Annotated in this window: 20 protein-coding genes; 9 read left to right on the top strand and 11 right to left on the bottom strand. The window is 35.3% G+C overall.

Going from position 1 to position 19,482, the window contains the following annotated elements; all coding sequences use genetic code 11:
- Window positions 1-176 precede the first annotated feature (176 nt).
- The 7 genes from ric (at window position 177) to AC8GF4_RS03330 (ending at window position 6,675) form a co-directional block, all read left to right on the top strand.
- The gene (ric, locus tag AC8GF4_RS03360; RefSeq protein WP_506592707.1) at window positions 177-908 is read left to right on the top strand and encodes an iron-sulfur cluster repair di-iron protein; all 732 of its coding nucleotides are present in this window, start codon (window positions 177-179) and stop codon (window positions 906-908) included.
- Between the two features lie 28 nt (window positions 909-936).
- A complete protein-coding gene (locus AC8GF4_RS03355; protein ID WP_506592706.1) occupies window positions 937-3,042 on the top strand; it encodes a ribonucleoside triphosphate reductase in 2,106 nt (701 codons plus the stop codon).
- Between the two features lie 299 nt (window positions 3,043-3,341).
- Window positions 3,342-3,509, top strand: a complete 168-nt coding sequence (gene nrdD / locus AC8GF4_RS03350) for an anaerobic ribonucleoside-triphosphate reductase (protein WP_506592705.1) — start codon at window positions 3,342-3,344, stop codon at window positions 3,507-3,509.
- Window positions 3,463-4,179 carry an anaerobic ribonucleoside-triphosphate reductase activating protein gene (locus tag AC8GF4_RS03345; protein ID WP_506592704.1) on the top strand — a complete coding sequence of 239 codons (717 nt, stop codon included), beginning with the start codon at window positions 3,463-3,465 and terminating at the stop codon, window positions 4,177-4,179. Before nrdD ends, AC8GF4_RS03345 begins: the two co-directional genes overlap by 47 nt.
- 2 nt (window positions 4,180-4,181) lie before the next feature.
- Window positions 4,182-5,402 (top strand): hypothetical protein, encoded by a 1,221-nt coding sequence (locus AC8GF4_RS03340; protein ID WP_506592703.1) that lies wholly within the window; start codon window positions 4,182-4,184, stop codon window positions 5,400-5,402.
- A 59-nt stretch (window positions 5,403-5,461) separates the two neighbouring features.
- Entirely contained in the window at window positions 5,462-5,896 is a 435-nt protein-coding gene (locus AC8GF4_RS03335) for an RrF2 family transcriptional regulator (protein ID WP_506592702.1), read from the top strand.
- Window positions 5,897-5,946: 50 nt separating this feature from the next.
- Window positions 5,947-6,675: a hypothetical protein gene (locus AC8GF4_RS03330; RefSeq protein WP_506592701.1), complete on the top strand. Its 729-nt coding sequence runs from the start codon at window positions 5,947-5,949 to the stop codon at window positions 6,673-6,675.
- Between the two features lie 42 nt (window positions 6,676-6,717).
- Here the strand turns inward: AC8GF4_RS03330 and AC8GF4_RS03325 are convergent, their stop codons facing one another.
- Window positions 6,718-8,532 (bottom strand): hypothetical protein, encoded by a 1,815-nt coding sequence (locus tag AC8GF4_RS03325; RefSeq protein ID WP_506592700.1) that lies wholly within the window; start codon window positions 8,530-8,532, stop codon window positions 6,718-6,720.
- A gap of 258 nt (window positions 8,533-8,790) precedes the next feature.
- Here AC8GF4_RS03325 and nadA point away from each other — a divergent pair, with 258 nt between their 5' ends.
- Together nadA and nadB are read left to right on the top strand one after the other, a co-directional pair.
- Entirely contained in the window at window positions 8,791-9,717 is a 927-nt protein-coding gene (gene nadA / locus AC8GF4_RS03320; protein ID WP_506592699.1) for a quinolinate synthase NadA, read from the top strand.
- Window positions 9,718-9,719: 2 nt separating this feature from the next.
- A complete protein-coding gene (gene nadB, locus AC8GF4_RS03315; protein WP_506592698.1) occupies window positions 9,720-11,258 on the top strand; it encodes an L-aspartate oxidase in 1,539 nt (512 codons plus the stop codon).
- Window positions 11,259-11,342: 84 nt separating this feature from the next.
- On the opposite strand, the gene AC8GF4_RS03310 is transcribed toward nadB, so the two are convergent.
- From AC8GF4_RS03310 to AC8GF4_RS03265, 10 genes are all read right to left on the bottom strand, one after another.
- Window positions 11,343-11,654 carry a nucleotidyltransferase family protein gene (locus tag AC8GF4_RS03310; protein ID WP_506592697.1) on the bottom strand — a complete coding sequence of 104 codons (312 nt, stop codon included), beginning with the start codon at window positions 11,652-11,654 and terminating at the stop codon, window positions 11,343-11,345.
- The gene (locus tag AC8GF4_RS03305; RefSeq protein WP_506592696.1) at window positions 11,647-12,054 is read right to left on the bottom strand and encodes a nucleotidyltransferase substrate binding protein; all 408 of its coding nucleotides are present in this window, start codon (window positions 12,052-12,054) and stop codon (window positions 11,647-11,649) included. The genes AC8GF4_RS03310 and AC8GF4_RS03305 overlap by 8 nt, the downstream gene beginning before the upstream one ends.
- 171 nt (window positions 12,055-12,225) lie before the next feature.
- A complete protein-coding gene (locus AC8GF4_RS03300; RefSeq protein ID WP_506592695.1) occupies window positions 12,226-12,648 on the bottom strand; it encodes a VOC family protein in 423 nt (140 codons plus the stop codon).
- Between the two features lie 167 nt (window positions 12,649-12,815).
- Window positions 12,816-13,700 carry a CPBP family intramembrane glutamic endopeptidase gene (locus tag AC8GF4_RS03295; RefSeq protein ID WP_506592694.1) on the bottom strand — a complete coding sequence of 295 codons (885 nt, stop codon included), beginning with the start codon at window positions 13,698-13,700 and terminating at the stop codon, window positions 12,816-12,818.
- A 48-nt stretch (window positions 13,701-13,748) separates the two neighbouring features.
- Window positions 13,749-14,009 carry a hypothetical protein gene (locus tag AC8GF4_RS03290; protein WP_506592693.1) on the bottom strand — a complete coding sequence of 87 codons (261 nt, stop codon included), beginning with the start codon at window positions 14,007-14,009 and terminating at the stop codon, window positions 13,749-13,751.
- Window positions 14,010-14,339: 330 nt separating this feature from the next.
- Window positions 14,340-14,588: a DUF6755 family protein gene (locus AC8GF4_RS03285; protein WP_506592692.1), complete on the bottom strand. Its 249-nt coding sequence runs from the start codon at window positions 14,586-14,588 to the stop codon at window positions 14,340-14,342.
- Window positions 14,589-14,663: 75 nt separating this feature from the next.
- Complete coding sequence (locus AC8GF4_RS03280; RefSeq protein ID WP_506592691.1) at window positions 14,664-15,179, bottom strand: QcrA and Rieske domain-containing protein; 516 nt, start codon at window positions 15,177-15,179, stop codon at window positions 14,664-14,666.
- Between the two features lie 72 nt (window positions 15,180-15,251).
- A complete protein-coding gene (locus AC8GF4_RS03275; RefSeq protein WP_506592690.1) occupies window positions 15,252-15,821 on the bottom strand; it encodes a 4Fe-4S dicluster domain-containing protein in 570 nt (189 codons plus the stop codon).
- Between the two features lie 16 nt (window positions 15,822-15,837).
- Window positions 15,838-18,054 (bottom strand): molybdopterin oxidoreductase family protein, encoded by a 2,217-nt coding sequence (locus tag AC8GF4_RS03270; protein WP_506592689.1) that lies wholly within the window; start codon window positions 18,052-18,054, stop codon window positions 15,838-15,840.
- A 321-nt stretch (window positions 18,055-18,375) separates the two neighbouring features.
- The gene (locus AC8GF4_RS03265; protein WP_506592688.1) at window positions 18,376-19,425 is read right to left on the bottom strand and encodes an MFS transporter; all 1,050 of its coding nucleotides are present in this window, start codon (window positions 19,423-19,425) and stop codon (window positions 18,376-18,378) included.
- Window positions 19,426-19,482: the final 57 nt, after the last annotated feature.

Raw genomic sequence — 19,482 nt, 5'->3', positions numbered from 1 at the left:
TTTTTAATATTCGTAAAATTATAAAGTCAAAAAAAGAAGATTCCAAAATCTCATTCTTTTAATTTTCAATCATTTATAAAAAATAATAAATAATATATTTAATTAAGGATAAATTTGTCTTTTATTTAAATGTTACCTACTTTTGTACTCTAAATTTTAATTAAAAAAACAACACGATGGAAACTTTAGAGAAAATTACAATAGGAGAATATGTAGCAAAAGATTTTAGAACAGCAGCATTATTTTCGAAATACGGCATTGATTTTTGCTGTAACGGCAACAGAAGTATTGAAGAAGCTTGCGAGAAAAAAGCAATGAATCCTGCCGAATTATTACAAGAAATAGAAGGTGTTTTATCTTCAAAAAGTGATTCTGGAATCGATTTTAATGCTTGGCCAATTGATTTACTAGCTGATTATATAGAAAAAACACACCATCGATATGTGGTTGAAAAAACACCGATTCTTCTTCAATTTTTGGACAAATTAAGTCGAGTGCATGGCGCCAATCATCCAGAATTGATAGAAATTAACGAATTGTTTAAAGGTTGTGCTGGTGAATTGGCACAACACATGAAAAAGGAAGAATTGATTTTGTTTCCTTTTGTTAAAAAAATGGTGAATGCAACCTTAACAGATGATTTAATTGAGCAACCTCATTTTGGAACGGTAGAAAATCCAATTGCCATGATGATGCACGAACACGATGCCGAAGGAGAACGTTTTAGAAAAATAGCTTCGTTATCAAATAATTACACCCCACCTTCAGACGGCTGTAATACCTACAAAGTAACATTTGCTATGCTGGAAGAATTCGAACAGGATTTGCACAAACACATCCATTTGGAAAACAATATTTTATTCCCAAAAGCAACCAAGCTCGAAAAGGAATTTTCGGCACATTTATAACCAAAATAACCACTTAAAATCAACTACTATGGAGAACTACGTTATCAAAAGGAATGGAAAATACAAACCATTTGAAAGTTTTAAAATAAAAGACGCCATCGATAAAAGTTTTAAAAGCGTATCTGTAGCAGTTGATGAAAGTGTTTTTGAAAGTATCATCATCCAACTCGAAAGCCAAGAAGTATGGGCTGTTGAAGAGATTCAGGATTTAATTGAAAAAAAATTATTCGAAAAACAATATTTTGATGTAATGCGTTCCTTTATGCTGTTTCGACATACTCGAAAATTGCAACGTGAACATGTAGCTGGTTTAAATGATGACACTACTTATGTTGACAGTACACAAACTATTGAAGAATACATAGAACAAACGGATTGGCGCATCAATGCGAATGCAAACACTTCGTATTCAAATGCTGGATTGGTCAACAATGTGGCTGGAAAAATTATTGCCAACTATTGGTTGGACAAAGTATACACCAAAGAAGAAGGTTACGCTCACAGAAATGGAGACATTCACATTCACGATTTGGATTGCCTAACAGGATATTGCGCGGGTTGGAGTTTGCGCGTGCTACTCAACGAAGGTTTTAATGGTGTTCGAGGTCGAGTAGAGAGTAAACCGCCTTCCCATTTTAGAGAAGCATTGGGACAAATGGCTAATTTTCTTGGGATTTTACAAAGTGAATGGGCAGGTGCTCAAGCTTTCAGTTCGTTTGATACGTATCTTGCTCCATATGTATTTAAGGACAATTTAGGATTTGACGATGTTTTAAAAGCAGTAAGAGGTTTTGTGTACAACCTAAATGTTCCTGCACGCTGGGGACAATCGCCTTTTACCAACATTACTTTGGACTGGATTGTACCTGATGACTTAAAAACACAGATTCCGACCAAAAACGATCATCATATTTTTGAAAAAAACATTACATCTGACTTACTAGCGAGAGCCAAAAGAAGAGGCGTTTCCAAAGCAACCGACTTGCGTTATGAGCATTTCCAAAAAGAGATGAACCTCATCAACAAAGCGTATTATACGGTTATGACCGAAGGTGATGCCAATGGGCAACCCTTTACCTTCCCTATCCCGACGGTAAATATCACCGAAGCTTTTGATTGGGATGGAGAAAATACCGATTTACTTTTTGAAAATACAGCAAAAATTGGATCGTCCTATTTCCAGAATTTCATTGGAAGCCAATATATATTAGACGAAAACGGCAATCAGATTGAAAATGAGAATGCCTACAAACCCAATGCCGTACGCTCTATGTGCTGTCGTTTGCAACTCGATTTACGCGAATTGTTAAAACGCGGAAATGGTCTTTTTGGAAGTGCAGAAATGACGGGAAGTATTGGAGTTGTTACTATAAATATGGCACGATTAGGCTATTTGAATAAAGGAAACAAAGAAAAATTATATACTCAACTGGACTCTCTTTTATACATAGCCAAATCGACTTTGGAGAAAAAAAGAGTATTTATTCAAGAAATGTACGATCGCGGATTGTATCCTTATACCAAACGCTATTTACAACATTTTAGAAATCACTTTTCGACTATTGGAGTAAATGGAATGAATGAAATGATTCAGAATTTCTCCAACAATCAAGACACAATTACATCGGAAGAGGGAATTGAATTTGCGTCTGGGATTCTAGATCATATTCGAAATAGAATGAGAGAATTCCAAGAAGAAACAGGTAACCTCTACAATCTGGAAGCTACACCTGCAGAAGGAACTACGTACCGTTTTGCCAAAGAAGACAAAAAACGATATGACGACATTATTCAAGCAGGACAAGAGGAAAATATTTATTATACCAACAGCTCCCAAATTCCAGTAGATTATACCGAAGATCCTTATGAAGCCCTGCTTTTGCAAGATCAATTGCAATGCAAATACACGGGAGGAACGGTTCTGCATTTGTACATGAGCGAAAAAATAAGTTCGCCAGAAGCCTGCAAACAATTTGTCAAAAAAGTAATTTCCAATTTTAGATTGCCTTACATCACCGTTACTCCAGTATTTAGTGTTTGCCCAATTCATGGTTATTTGAATGGAGAACATGAATATTGCCCGAAATGTGATGAAATTATAATTCAGGAAAAGGCGAAGTTCATTGAGATATAAAAGAGGTTTAAAAGTTAGTTTAATGTTGTTTAAAGGTTTAAATTGTTTAAGATGGCATTAGCCAAAATCAATAATTTTTTTGGCTAAAGCCCATCCATACTTTTTCAATTTCATCCCTCCTGCTAAAGCTAGAGGCAATTAAAAGCTTTAAACAACATTAAACTCAAAACATTTTAAACTTTAAAACATTTAAACAATTTAAACCTTTAAACAATTTAAACCTTTAAACAATTTAAACTCTTAAACAATTTAAACTCTTAAACAAACTTAAACCTTTAAACAATTTAAACTATAAGAAAATGAAAATAACAACCAATCAGATTTTAGCGCAAAATCAAGAATTACGCACCAAATGCTTGGTGTACACACGGGTAATGGGTTACCACAGACCCGTAGAAAGTTTTAACATAGGAAAAAAAGGTGAACACAAACAACGAACTCATTTTACAGAAGGAAAGTGTTGCTAGACCTATTTATAGCTTAACCCCTTTTACTTTATTGGATTATCCACATAAATCAGCTTGCATTCTTTGGTTTGCAGGCTGTAATATGCGGTGTTTGTATTGTTATAATCCAGAAATTGTCTTTGGAAAAGGAACAATATCCTTTGAAAAAGCAATATCCTTTTTAAAAACCAGAATCAATCTTTTGGATGCAGTCGTTTTTAGCGGAGGGGAATGCTTGTTGCATAAAAAATGTATCTCATTTATTGCCGAAGTAAAAAAAATGGGTTTCCTAGTCAAAATCGACACCAATGGTTCGCAACCCAAAATACTAGAAGAACTCATTCAAAAAGAGCTCATCGATTATGTAGCGCTCGATTTTAAAGCACTTCCTGAAAATTTCGAAAAGATTACAAAGTCAAAACTATTTAAACCTTTCGAAAAGTCATTACATTTATTGCTAGAAAGTGATATTGAATTTGAAATCCGTACTACGGTTCATTCCGACTTAATAAATGAAGAAGCGGTTCAAAAAATGATTGCCTACTTACAACAAAACAATTTTGAGGGGAATTATTATCTTCAAAATTTTAGAAATGATGTACCCACAATCGAGAAACTAGGATACTCCTATCGGGAACTTGATGGAGAATCACTTTCTACCCAAAATATCAAAGTAATTATTAGAAATTAAATATGAGAAAGAGCTGGATTTTGGTATGTTTTGTCAATTTTTTAATTGCTTCATTAATGGGATTATTGCTTCGATGGATGTATGTAGCTCCAATTGAAGGTGTCAATTTTCAGTTCTTAATGCACGGGCATTCGCATGTGGCCATGTTGGGTTGGGTGTATTTGATGTTGTACTGCTTGATTTTTCATTTATTTATTCCAAAAGAAGCACAACAAAAACCCGTTTATAACCGATTATTTTGGGTAACGGAACTCGCCGTAGTAGGCATGATGATTGATTTTCCTGCGCAAGGATATGCTTTTGCTTCGATATTGTTTTCGACTATGCATATTTTTTGCAGTTACTATTTCTGTTATTTGATTTGGAAAGATGCCAAGCCTAGAACATATCCAGAAAAAAGAATGTTACAAACGGCCTTGTTTTTTATGATATTCTCCACACTCGGAGTTTGGTGTTTGGGGCCTGCCGTTGGAATGATGGGAAAAGCAAGTGCCTTTTACCAAATTGCGATTCAGTTTTTTCTACATTTTCAGTTTAATGGTTGGTTTATGATTGCAGTCTTAGCTTTGTTTTTCAAACAGTCAAAAATAAAAATAGACGAAAAAAAATTCCGTTTGTTTTATAATTTATGTGTTACATCAACGGTATTAACGTTGGCTTTACCGGTGAGTTGGTCACTTTCGAATCCCATTTTTTATTGGATAAATGCCGTTGGAGTCATAATCCAACTACTATCATTTATTCTTTTTACTCTACTCCTTAAACCTCATTTTCAGTATTTCTTTGCTCCACTCTCCCCTTTAGAAAAAACCGTGTACCGATTTGCTTTATGTTCTTTAGCTTTAAAAATCATCATTCAATTAGTAGTTTTAATTCCTGAGTTGGCACAAATATCTCATGAAATTCGGAATTTTGTTATTGGATACATCCACTTAACGATGTTAGGAATTATAACTGGTTTTCTGTTTGGATTTGCGTTGCAAAATGGTTTTTTAAACTCAAAAATTAAAATTCAAAAATGGGGAATCAAATTTTTCTTATTAGGATTTGTAGCAACCGAAATTCTTTTATTCCTTCAAGGTACTTGGCTATTCTTGAAAAACGGGGCATTTCCCAACTATTATCAAAATTTATTTATAGCCAGTATTGGTTTGCCTTTAGGCTTATTATTTGTAACTGGCAGTCTATTCTATAAAACCAAATTTAGACGTTCAGACGTTTAATTCAATAGCAATTAATACCAAAAATGAAACTTATTTCTTAAATTTGTAAAAAACCAATTATGTTTTCCAAAACCTGTGAATACGGCATACGAGCCACCATTTTTATAGCTTCAGAATCTTGTTTGAATAGAAGAGTAGGACTTAGAGACATTGCCAAAAAAATTGATTCCCCCGAAGCTTTTACAGCCAAAATTCTTCAAATTTTATCCAAAAACAACATTATAAATTCTATAAAAGGTGTAGGTGGTGGATTTGATATTCCTAGAGAAACGATGAAAGATATAAAGTTGGCCCAAATAGTAAATGCTCTTGAAGGAGACCGCGTTTTCACGGGTTGTGGCTTGGGACTTAACCATTGTTCCGAAGACCATCCATGTCCGATGCATGATAAATTCAAATCCATTCGAAACGAATTGGCTTTTATGCTTGAAAACACCAATTTGGAAGAACTGGCTTTGGGTATAAAATCAGGTGATACTTTTTTGAGATATTAATCAAAAAGTAATCTTATATTTATAAAGTTTTAATTTTAATTACAAACTTTATGAAAGAGTCCGAGAAATCCGAACCCAATTTTTCATCAAATAAAACTGAATTCGAAGATAATGGCATTTGGCTAACCAATAGTTTGACCCTCCGCAAACTTATTGGTGTATTGGGAATGGCAATGCCGTTTTTGCTATTTATTTTTTTATTCTTAGACAATGGTTTAAAATATCCATTAGAATCCATCAGCCATTATTACTTCACCAGAGTTTGTGGCATATTTGTCATTATTTTAAGCTTACTGGCTATCTTTCTGATTGTATATAAAGGCAAAGACAAAGTTGATTTTTATATTTCTACAGTAGCAGGTATTTTGGCCCTAATTGTTGTTTTATTTCCTACCAGCAACCTAACTCAAAGCTGTTGCGATTCCACAAAAATTTATGCGGTCACTTTTTTACCCCAAAGCAATTTCAGAACGTATTTTCATTATACTTCTGCAGGATTGTTTTTTTTATGTTTGTCTTATATGACCGTCTTTTTGTTTACCAAATCAAACAAATCGCCCAATGAAAGGGGTACCCAAAAAATAATTAGGAATCGAATCTATAGAATTTGCGGAGCTGTAATGTTTACCGCTGTACTGGTTCTCTTTGCAGGTTCACTTAAAATAATTCCACCCGAATACTTTAAGAATTATCCCTTAACTTTTTGGATGGAAACACTAGCTATTGAGAGTTTTGGATTTGCTTGGTTAATTAAGGGAGACACGCTTTTTAAGGATTAAACTAAAAAAAGGCTTGAGGTTACATCAAGCCTTTTTCATTATTTAAACTATTACTAATTCAGGAATACTAAGTTCAAACAGTTCGTTTTTATATTGTTTCAATTGATTTTCTATTTTTTCTTTACTTTTTTCAAACCAAGTATTCGAAGCCATTAAGGATTGATAATATTCAATTCCTTCATTCAAATTGGATTTGAAATCTTTTAATTTCTTTACTTGAGGCGCAGTAATACATTCTGAGAATTCATTGATTTCATTTTTCAGATAATCCATGTACATTTTCAGTTCATTGATAATAACATTTGGACGTTCGTTATTGCCTAAAACAGAAGCATTCCCATAAATGTGTTTTACCATATCCAAAAGCGAAACTTCTTTGTCAAAATAAGCCAAATTAGGTCCAGGACATATAACTACGCCTTGAGATTGTCCTTTTATTTTGATGTTGTTTTCAAGATAAGAAGCATTGGCCAAACCAACACAAAGACATGCTTTTTCGGTAATGCTGTTTTTCTTTTTATCAAAAGCTTGAGTTGACAAAGAATCTTTTTCTGCATTTAAGGCTTCTAATTTTAAATCTTGGTATTTTTTGGAAGCAGGGCACATTCCTTTTGGGCCGTATTCTTTGCTTAATGCCAAGAACTTTTTTGGACAGGAACTTCCCGCATTATCTTCTTCAATCCTTTTTTGTTTATAATACTCATTGGTGGTTCCTTTAACGGCATTAAAAGGGATTCCAAGAGGAGAAATATGACTCAAATAAAAATCATCTTCTTTGGCTTTTTCCAATAAAGTTCTCGTTTCCGCATCTACAGAAGTTGCTTCGGGCACCAACAAAAATGGAGAACCCCAACCCACAGAATCTATTTGATAGTGTTCTAATAAAAAGTCATGCTCTTCGGCAGTTCCTACTCCTCCTTGAACTGTAATTTTTAATTCTAGAGGAGCTTCTGGCGCATGCATTCCTTTTATATCCAAAGCTTTCACCATTAACTCATGAGCCGATTGAATTAACTGTTCTTTCTTTTGTTTGAATTCTTCTAGAATAGGCCCAAGTAAAAAGCCATCGGTTGCAAAGGCATGACCTCCACAATTTAAACCCGACTCAATTCTATATTCGGATACCCAAAGTCCTTTTTTGGCCAAGAAATTTCCTTGAATCATAGCCGAACGAAAGTCACTTACTTTCAGGATAATTTTCTTTTGTAAATTATTATTCACATCTGGATAAAATACAGTAAAGTTCTCAAAATAAGCATACAATCTAGGATTCATACCAGCAGAAAGTACTACTGAAGAGGTCAAATTACTGTTTGCGAATCCTCTTAACGAAGCATGAGCATCATTAAATTCAACTGGTAATTGTTCGTCTTTATCAAAATTATCTTTATCGACTTTGGTCATGATATTGACATCGATTTCACCAGGAGAAAGATTTTCTTCAAGATACTTTTTGATGTTGTCTTTAAACGCAACTCCATCTTGGATTAACTCTTGTAATCCTTTCTTGAAATCCGATTTATTCGGTAACATTGCAATGTAATTCTCCAAAGCTTGTTTGCTTTCAGCCAATTCTTCTTTAAATTTTTCGAATTTATCTTTTACAATAGTGTCCATTAAATTTAAATAAGAAGTAACACGTTCTGCACGATAATCCTGCATTTTTTGGGTAATTTCTTGATATGGAATTTTGAATTTTTCGCTATAAAAAGCATTCATCTTTTCAATCAAATCATCGTCTATTATAGAAACAACAGATGAAATTCCGTATTGAGCGACACGTATCGGACTATCAATTGTATACGCCAATCCCATAACAGGAATATGAAAAGTATGTTGTGGTTTTTTTGTTGTCATGCGTCTTCTTGGTTTATTAATTATAATCATGCAAATGTCATCATAGCAATTCGCATAAAAGCTGATAAATGTCATACTAGCAAGAAACATATTAGAATACATTTACCGGTTTTAAAAACCACAAACGCAACTATTTAACAAAAAGCTTTTTTTCGATAGTTTTCTATGGGTATAAGAACGATGTAGCTTCAAAGTTTTACCTTATATTTGCAATGAATTAATCTTCAATTAAAAAAACACAATTAAAGTTTTTAAAAAATGAAAAGTCTCAAAGAACGTATATTGGAATTAAAAAAAGAGAAAAATGCGGTAATCTTAGCGCATTATTATCAAGAAGCCGATATTCAAGACGTGGCAGATTACGTAGGAGATAGCTTAGGATTGTCTCAAGAGGCTATGAAAGTAGATGCCGATATCATACTTTTTGCAGGAGTTCACTTTATGGCCGAAACTGCCAAAATATTAAACCCTTCCAAAAAAGTAATTTTACCTGATTTGAAAGCGGGTTGTTCACTAGCTGAATCTTGTCCTGCGGATTCTTTTCAAAAATTCACAGAAGCGCACCCCGACCATATTGTAATCACTTATGTAAATTGTTCTGCCGAAGTAAAAGCGCTGACAGACATTGTAGTTACTTCCTCAAATGCCGTGAAAATTGTAGAATCTATTCCCCTTGACAAACCAATTATATTTGCTCCAGACAAAAATTTAGGAAAATATGTAATGGAACAAACGGGTAGAGATATGCTACTTTGGGATGGTGCTTGTGTGGTACATGAAGCTTTTTCTTTAGACAAGTTAATCGCTTTATACAAACAAAATCCAGATGCTCAAATCATTGCTCATCCAGAATCGGAAACACATATCTTAAAAACAGCCAACTATATTGGTTCTACTGCGGGTATGATTAATTATGTAAAAACCAATCCAAGCAACAAATTTATTGTAGCCACCGAAGCGGGTATTTTGCATAAAATGAAACAAGAAGTGCCCGACAAAATATTAATCCCCGCTCCTTCAAACGAAGATAACACTTGTGCTTGTAGCGAATGTGGGTATATGAAAATGAATACACTTCAAAAAGTATATGATTGCTTATTGAATGAAACTCCCGAAATTAATGTTCCAGACGACATTAGAATAAAAGCACTAATCCCTATCGAACGTATGCTCGAATTATCTTAATAATGATTACAACCAATTATTTAATTATAGGTTCAGGAGTTGCAGGATTGACATTTGCCATCAAAATGGCCGATCGCTTTCCCAACAAAAACATCACCATTATTACCAAAGCAAACGCTGACGAATCCAACACCAAATATGCTCAAGGTGGCATTGCGATTGTCACTGACAAAACCGAAGATTCGTATCAAAAACATATAGAAGACACACTAGTTTGTGGAGATGGACTATGTGACGAAACGGTAGTCAAAATGGTGGTCACCGAAGGGCCAAAACGTTTGAAAGAATTAATTGAATGGGGCGCTACTTTTGACAAAAATGCCAAAGGAACATTTGATTTAGGCAAAGAAGGTGGGCATTCCGAAAACAGAGTGGTTCATCATAAAGACCAAACAGGACACGAAATTCAACGTGCTATACTAGAACAAGTACTGCAAAAAGAAAACATTACCGTTCTGGATCATCATTTTGCGTTGGAATTAATAACTCAAGAAAATCGATGCGTTGGTGCTTACGCTCTTGACGAAAAAACAAATGAAGTAATCACCTATCAATCTGAATTCACTTTACTAGCCACTGGCGGAATTGGTCATCTTTATGGACACACCACCAATCCAATAATTGCAACAGGAGACGGAATTGCCATGGCTTATCGTGCCAATGCTGTTATAAAGGATATGGAATTTATACAATTTCACCCTACTGCATTATATGATGCTTCACCAGGTTCTAAATTTTTAATATCAGAAGCTGTTCGTGGTTTTGGAGCTCGTTTGAGAACCAAGAAAGGGGAATTATTTATGCACCATTATGACTCTCGAGGCGATTTGGCTTCAAGAGATATTGTTTCCCAAAGCATTGATTTGGAACTCAAAAAATCGGGTGACGAGTGTGTTTATTTGGATTGTACTCATCTAGAAATGGAAGGTTTTAAAAAACACTTTCCGATGATTTACAAGCATTGTATGAAAGTTGGAATTGATCTTGAAAAAGAATGGATTCCTGTTGTTCCAGCCCAACATTATTTGTGTGGCGGAATTGTTGTGGACATTAACGGGAAAACGTCTGTAGAAAACTTATTTGCCTGTGGTGAATGCTCTAGAACTGGCTTGCACGGCGCCAACAGACTGGCTTCGAACTCACTATTGGAAGCTTTGGTGTATTCCGATAAAATTTATCATTACTTAGCCGAAAATCCTTTTGTCGAGCCAAAAACAACAAGTACCATACCAAAATGGTCTATCGAATCTAAAACAAAAATCGCACAAGAATACATCGCTCAAACCAAAGCAAAACTGCAATTGTTGATGCGTCAAAATGCGGGAATCGTTCGATTTGATTCGGACTTACTAAAAGCCAAAGAAGCGCTTAAAAACCTGCAAAATGAAATTGATGAAAAAATAAAAAACCATCTGGTTTGCACTGATTTATACGAATTGAATAATATGATTGACATTGGGAATCTTATCGTTCAGCAATCGATTGACCGAAATGGCAATTGCGGTGGATTTGTGAAGTTTGAATCGAATGATATAAAATAATAAAACGTTTTATTATGAATGAAAAATCCCCTCAACTTTCGTGGTTGAGGGGATTTTTCAGTACTTTATCAAAAATTTGCAGAACTATGCCCTGTAAATGGCAACGCCCACTCTATCTATATGCTCTTTCAAATCAATACTTTCAAGAGTATTGTAATCTAAAACATCAAACCGGTAAGGCATTGAACTTTCCTCATTGAACCAATAACTGATTTTATTCACGGCATCCAATGTAAGTGAATCGCCTTTTAGAGCAATATCTACATCACTTCCATTTTTAAAATTCCCTTTAGCCCTACTTCCGAAAATATAAGCTTCGGTAATCAAAGGTTCTTTGCTTAAAAAATCAAGAATGGAAGTTAAGTCGCTTTCACGCAATCCCAATTTATTAGTCATCTAATTTATTTTTAAAAGTTGCATGCAATTGTTTTAACAAAGGAAAATATTTGTGATGTATCAAATCCTCGACAGCAGTAGCTTTGGCTTCATCATAAGTATGGGAAGTAAGGTTTCTATCTACTAGCAAATCAATCCAGCTATGACCATCCGAAATAATCTCTATTTCAAAAGCTTTTTTCAAGGCAGCTCTAGGCGATTTCACATCTACAAAACCCTGTTCTTCAAGATAATCCTTGACCATATTCCAAGACAACTCAAAACTCATTTCAAAAAAATGAATAATCCCAGCTTTTTGAGTAATATCAGGGTTTACAATTTTCAAGGCGTTTTCGAGAAGTTGTAATGTTTTGCTGAAATTATCAAAACGTTGCTTCCAACGAATATCTGGAGTTTCCATATTATTTTTTTTTGAGTGTAAATTTAGGTTATTATCTTATATTACAAAACTGGCTCAACACGAATTGTGTGTGTAAAATTTTTCGCTCGAGTCGTGGCTAACCTTTTTTTAAATAAATACAAAACTCACACAATTCGAGGTAGTAACTAATTTAGATAATTCTTTATCGTTTTATTTTTGTTCAAATTCTACCATCCATTCAATTCCATATTTGTCTCTAAACATTCCAAAATAAGTTCCCCAAGGGCAATCTCCAATCGGATATTCAACATTTCCGCCTTCCGAGAGTCCGTGAAATAATTTATCGGCTTCTTCAAGACTTTTTGCACTAATGGATATCTTTGACCTGTTTTCATTTTCATCTACTCGTCCCATACTTTCTGGAACGTCATTACCCATTAAAAAGTTTTCACCAATTGGCAAAGCAATATGCATGATCTTATTTGCTTCTTTTTCCGGTATTGGATATTCTGGGCTCGACATCTCATTGAAGCGCATAATCTTTGCGAACTCACCTCCAAATACTGATTTGTAAAAATGGAATGCTTCTTCGGCATTTCCGTTGAAGTTAACGTGTGGATTGATAAGTGCCATAATGTGTGTTTTTTAAGTTTTTGCTTTTCAAATGTCTTAGAGCAAGGTGTCGCAATACAATGAATTCTAATAACCCCTAGGCATACTGAAGTTTGCGCATAAATTAAGATTTGTTTTCGAATTTGCCTAAACCATTCAAACATAAAACCGACTTTCTGTTAAGTCAATTACCTAAATATCTTGTAGTTGCGAATATGGCTTTTTTTTCTTTTTTTACGATATTCAAACAAAATAACTGAGATAACCATTAGCTGAAGTAGCAAGCACAAAATAGAACCCTCAAAACCAAAATAACCACCGTTCCAAATAGTTGGAGTATTGAATTTGGTTTGAATAATAGAAAAATGTTGATTTCCACTCACATTAAAACCAAAAACTGTACCCTGAAAGAAATTCCAACTAAAATGCAAAGCTATGGAAAACCATAATTTTCTGGTAATTACATAAGGGATTCCAAATAGAAATCCAATTACAAAAAGTTGCGTGAAACTAATAAAATCCATAAAAGGGTTTCCTAAATGCAATACGCTAAAGATAATTGCGGAAATAAATAGCGCAATATAGTTATTGAATGAAGCCAATAAGTTTTTTAAAATATAGCCTCTAACTAATACTTCTTCTGCGATGCCAACAAAAATAAAAAGGAAAAGACCAAAGAAAAATGATTTCGAATCGAAAACTACATTTTGAACCTCTATTTGATTTGTAAAATATAAAATCGAAAACCCCAGAAGCATAATAATGAATCCCAAAAAAATGCCTTTGCAAATATCTTTCCCAATCAAGTGATTTTTGAAACCTAAAGTGTGAAATGGTTTTTCATCAGCAAATTTCATCATTAACCAAATGGTAATCAAAGTACCTAGAAGAGTAGCGAATGAAACAATCAATAATTGAAAAGGTGTTTTATGAACCATTTCAATATTATTTATTTCAAGCCCTAAATTATAATAGGCTATCCATTGAAATAGACCAACTATAAAAAAATAAGGTATTATTAGCTTAAAAATATTACACCATCCTTCAGTTGGAGTCATTTCATTTTCTGTCATTATTTATTATTTTGAAAAAAAAAGTTTGAGAAACCTCTCCTTAATAATTTAATTAATTTGCTGTAATTCCATTTTTTTATTATCTACAAATAATCTACAGCTTACGGTAAAAAAGCCAGAAATATTAGCTTTAATATCCAGTTTTTCTCCATTACGATTAGTCAAACTGCCCGTCATTCTACTTGGAGTAATAAAATTCAGTTGTTCATCTTGCAACTCACCGTTTACAAAAAGCTTTTCACCAGTAAACCAATTGTTTTCTACTTTAATTTCTGAATCTTCATATTTTGTAACCCACGTACTTTTCATCTTTATAAATTATTCGTTAGACTTTGTATTATTTAATTGCTAATATATAAAATAATAATCTTACATTTCATTTTTTTTAACAACTAAGCGTTATTGTATAAAAAAACTAATTTCAGCTTACCCAAAATCTACTTAGAACTGCGTGAGGGATATGCCAAATTACCGAAGTAATGGCAATAGCCCGACCGCCGATAGGAAAAAGGGCAATGACGACAACGAAACTAGCCCTTTTTTCTAGCGGGGGTCACGCCCAAATTATCGCTAAATTTCAATATATAAAAAAATCCCAGTTGTTAAACCAGGATTATTAAATTCAATTTCTTGAAAGTTTTATTTTTGAGGTTTATTCCCCGAAGGCAAGTAATACAACCAACTGAACCCTATTAAAAATAAAATTAATGAGGCGATAAAGGCTGGAATTAATATTTCGCGATTGTTTTCTAAAGCGTTGTTTAAAGAAGCATACAACAACCAAATTTGGATGGTGACATTCAGTATTAATATAAAGATCAAAGTCGAAAGAATATTATTCAACTTATTGGGATTCGCTTGATTTTGACTGGTTCTAAAAGTACTCATTTTTTAAAGTTTTTGGTTATGAGTTATCGGTTATGAGTTATCGGTTTAAATGGATAGCTAATAACTGACAACTTCTTATACTTCGTGTTCTTTGTGCTGTGATGCTTTCACAAAGATTTCGTTTTCCTTAAAAAACACATCCAAACTAGGCAACGATCTTGGTGGCGGGCCTGCTAGGACATCTCCCGTATTGGCATCAAACGATCCTTCGTGACACGGACAATGAATGATTCCTGTGCCCGGTTTGTAAAATACGGAACACGATAGGTGCGTGCATTTTTGTTCATACGCTTTGAAATCACCACTTTCTAAGTGAATCAAAATGTACGGTATAGTACTGCCCGGTATTACAAAAGCTCGGGTTCCACCTACAGGGACTTCGTCTTTTTTGCACACAAAATGCTCTCCCTCGACTTCTTCTTTGGGAAGCAAATAGGCTTTGGCCGCTACGAGTCCGCTACCTACCATGAGTCCGCCCGATACAAGGGTTAGGAATTTGGCAAAATCACGACGACTTACATTGGTCGCTTGTTGTTTGAGAATTGGAAAGTCTTTCTTCCAATTTTTATTTAAATTATCTTCTTTTGACATTTCTTTATGTTGTAAAAAGGTTATGTTTCAGGTTTAAAGTTTCAAGTTACCCTTTTGTCTTAATACTTAATACTAGTATATAATCAGCTCCGTGCTTCCTTTTGGCATCATGATATTGACTTTGGTATTGACAATTTCTTTGCCAAATATGAAGGTGTTGACTGGCGTACTATTCGGACGCATTTCCTCTATTTCGGTCCTTGTTCCAAAAAACAAAGCACCGCTTGGGCAAACTGTAGCACACATTGGTTTTTTGCCAATGCTGGTTCTGTCGTAACACATGGTACATTTCATCATCAAATCGTAGGACTCCTCTTTTTTGGGTACACCAAACGGACAAGCCATCACACAATTCGAACAACCAATACATCTCTCGGTATTGGCGGTATGAACAATTCCGTTTTCGTCTTTGGATATGGCATCGGCAGGACATACATTGGCACAAACGGGATCATCGCAGTGCATACAAACCTGAACCGTAGTTTGAATCGTTGAAGCCCTATCCACATAATTCACATGAATTAAGGATTCCTGACCGTTGGTCTCACATTCGGCGCAAGCCATTTCGCAGGCTTTACAGCCAATACAGCGCTGCATATCTACAAAAAATTCCTCGTTTTTATTGAAACTAGTGTAATTCATATTTACTTTTTATAGATTAAACACTTGCATACGCAGTTGATTCCTTTGATGGCCCTGCTATTTCTTTAAGAGGTTCCAAATGACAGGCACAAACTTTGAATTCCGGTATTTTTGAAATAGGATCTAAAGTTCCTGGTGTTAATTGATTGGCGGATTTTTTTCCAGACCAGTGGTACGGAATAAAAACAGTATCCTCACGAATGGTTTCTACTATATTGGCTGGAAAAATTCCTTCTCCGCGTCGAGTGGAAACTTTTATTAATTCTCTTTGCTGAATTCCGTATTGTTGTGCTAGTTTGGGATGAATTTCTAATAATGGCTCAGGAAACTGATCCACCAATTTCCCAATTCTACGGGTTTGTGTACCGCTCAAATATTGAGACACCACACGACCTGTTGTCAAAATCACAGGAAATTCAGCATCAGTTACTTCACCTGGAAGTTTGTATGGCGCTGGATTAAAATGTGCTTTTCCGTCTGGGGTTTTAAACTTTTTGTCTTCCCATAATCTTGGTGTTCCAGGATGACCTATTGTTGGGCAAGGCCAAAAGACACCCATTTCATCTTCAATTCTTTTGTATGTAATTCCATAATAATCGGCTGTTCCTCCTTTTGATGCCACACGCAATTCGTTAAAAATGGCTTCACTATTTTCATAGGTAAACTTATCTTCAACTCCTAAACGTTTGGCTAATTCAAGAATGATAGAAGTATCGGTTCTCGCGTCACCAGGAGGCGTTACCGCTTGACGGATACGAATCACACGACCTTCTGCGGATGTTGTGGTTCCTTCCTCTTCTTCCTGCAAAGAACCTGCTAACACAATATCGGCGTGGCGTGCGGTTTCATTCAAGAAAAAGTCAATACATACGTAATATTCTAATTTCTCCAAAGCTTCCCGAACGTAATTACTATTTGGCAATGACACCAATGGATTGAAACAAATCGAAATCAATCCTTTAATCTCTCCACGATGAATCGCTTCGATGATTTCGTAAGCCGAAAGACCTTTTCCAGGTAAATCTTTCTCGTTGATTCCCCATACTTCCGAAATATACTTTCGGTGTTCTGGATTTTCAATATCTCTGTTACCAGGCAATTGATCACATTTGTGTCCATGCTCTCTACCGCCTTGTCCGTTTCCTTGACCAGTAATGGTTCCGTAACCGCAATACGGCCTACCAATTCTTCCTGTTGCTAAAACCAAGTTGATACAACCCAAAACATTATCTACTCCTTTGGAGTGGTGTTCTATTCCACGGGCGTGAAGCAAGAAACTCGTTTTGGCTTTACCCCATAACTCAGCGGCTTCTCTTATTTTATTTTTGTCTATTCCCGTTACTTCCTCCGCCCATTCTAGCGTATAGTCTTTTACGGCATCTATCGTTTCTTGAAAACCAGATGTATAATTATCTATAAAATCATGATCCAGCATGTCATGATCCACCAAGTATTTCAGCATAGCGCCGTACAAAGCCGAGTCGGTTCCTGGACGAACATCCAAATGAATGTCGGCAGTTCTTGCCAGCGGAATCATCCTAGGGTCAATCACTATAATTTTGGCACCACGATCACGGGCTTTCCAAATCCAATGTGTCAAAGTTGGAAATGTCTCGCTAATATTAGCTCCAGCCACAATAATCACTTCGGCATACTCCAGATCCGAATAATTATTCGAAGCCCTGTCCAGTCCAAATGCTTTTTTGTTACCCGCACCTGCACTCACCATACACAAGCGACCGTTGTAATCTAAGTTTTTGGTTTTTAGCGCCACGCGAGCAAATTTACCAACCAAATAACTTTTTTCATTAGTCAACGAAACGCCAGATAACATCGACATAGCATCATTACCGTATTTTTCTTGAATTCTTTTGATTTCCGAAACCGTTTTGCTCATGGCCTCATCCCAAGAAGTTGGAACAAATCCTTGCCCCGGAACACTTTTCAAAGGAGTCATTAAACGATCCGGATGGTTGTTTTGCAAGTAGCGTTGCACCCCTTTCGGACACAATCTTCCTTCATTGAAAGGGAATTCCATCCAGGGTTCAAAACCAACTACTTTATTTTCTTTGACCAACAATTGAATTCCGCATTGCATTCCACAAAAACAACAATGTGTTTTCACAGCCTCATCTGGTTCATCTCTACCTACATAACCATCCTTTGGCGCATAATTCAGCGTTGGTCCAAAATGCTTTACAATATTCTCTTCTGATACAGGTAATTTTGCCATTTTATATTTTTTACAGTTCTCTGTTATTAGTTTTCGGTTTCAAAAATCTAAAATCATAATTCTAAAGTCTGCAGTCCTCCTCTGGGCGTGCCACCAATAATGAAAGAGGCCAACTCACTATACCGCTTATTCGGCCCCTTTCATTACTGCTGTCGGGCTATCCGCGCTACTTCGGTAGCTAGCTTCTATCCCTCACGCGGTCGTAATCAACATCAGTTTTCAATAAAAACATTTAGTTGTTTCAAAACCACTCACCCTATTTTCAATCTTCTTTCTGAAATCTGCCTTCTTTATTCTATTCTCTAACCTCTAACTTCAAAATCATCCAAATAAATTTCCGCCTTCTAGTCTAGCCTTCAAATGCGCTTGTGCCAATCGGGATCTTTTTCCTTCTGGGCTTAAATCAAGATGCGATGTTCCATCTGCGTGATTAAAATCAAAACCTAATTGTTCGGTTACTGTTTTCAAATCTTGAATATGCAATTTGGTTGCAAATTCCTCTCCTGTATGCGGACAAACAGCCATTCCCATTTTCATTCCTTGCTTCTTGTAAATATGTGCTCCAATTTGTGCAGGACGCTGAATGATATGAAAAAACTTCCCAAACGGAATCCAAATCAAAAACATAATTACTGTTACAGCGTGTAAAACTGCCAAGAAATCAAACGCAAATCCTTTCATAAATTGATAGGAATAGGTAAGACCTAGGCCCGTTACCGAAATGGCAATCAACAAAATAAGCGGTAACAAATCGCCTTCAAAAGACTGAGTAGCAATTAATCCTGGATTGGTCAAACGACGTCTTAAATAATACAGCGATCCAAAAATAACCAGATAAGAAGACCAATTCAAGGCATGAAAAGTCAAAAAGGCGATTATAGAACCCAGCTCAAAATCCATTACTTTAAAACCGAAAAAATAGGCTTCATAAGTCGAAATTGTATTGGGAGCCATCGCAAAATGTATCCATCCAAAAGTAAGCGGTATCGTTATCAAAAATGCCGAAGTACAACCCACAGCAATCATAAAATGCGCCACCCAGCGGTATTTCCCTCTTGGATAAATAAACTTTTGAAAAGCAATATTCTCCACCGATTCTTTGGTGGCGAACCAAAAATGCGAGAACACTTTTCCAGTGACCAAATACGTAATTCCACGTTTAAAATAAATCCAAGTAGGTGGTCTTTGCAACCAAACCGTGTAGCGATATACAATCCCGAAGAAAGCAAACACGGTACCAAATAAATAAGTAACCAATGCAGCATCAAAATTTTGCAACTTTCTAGAACCAAAAAATACAAGAGCAATCATAAAAATAGAGAGTCCCGTTGCAATCAGTAAAGCTTTGGCATTATAAGTATTGTTTTTCATCTACTTTGTATTATATCAAAAACGTATTGATTAAAAATTCAAATTTATTAAATACCT

This window comes from Flavobacterium rarum (SeqCode), assembly GCF_965234445.1.
GTDB classification, from domain to species: Bacteria; Bacteroidota; Bacteroidia; order Flavobacteriales; family Flavobacteriaceae; genus Flavobacterium; species Flavobacterium rarum.
This window is presented reverse-complemented; position numbering and strand designations above follow the sequence as displayed.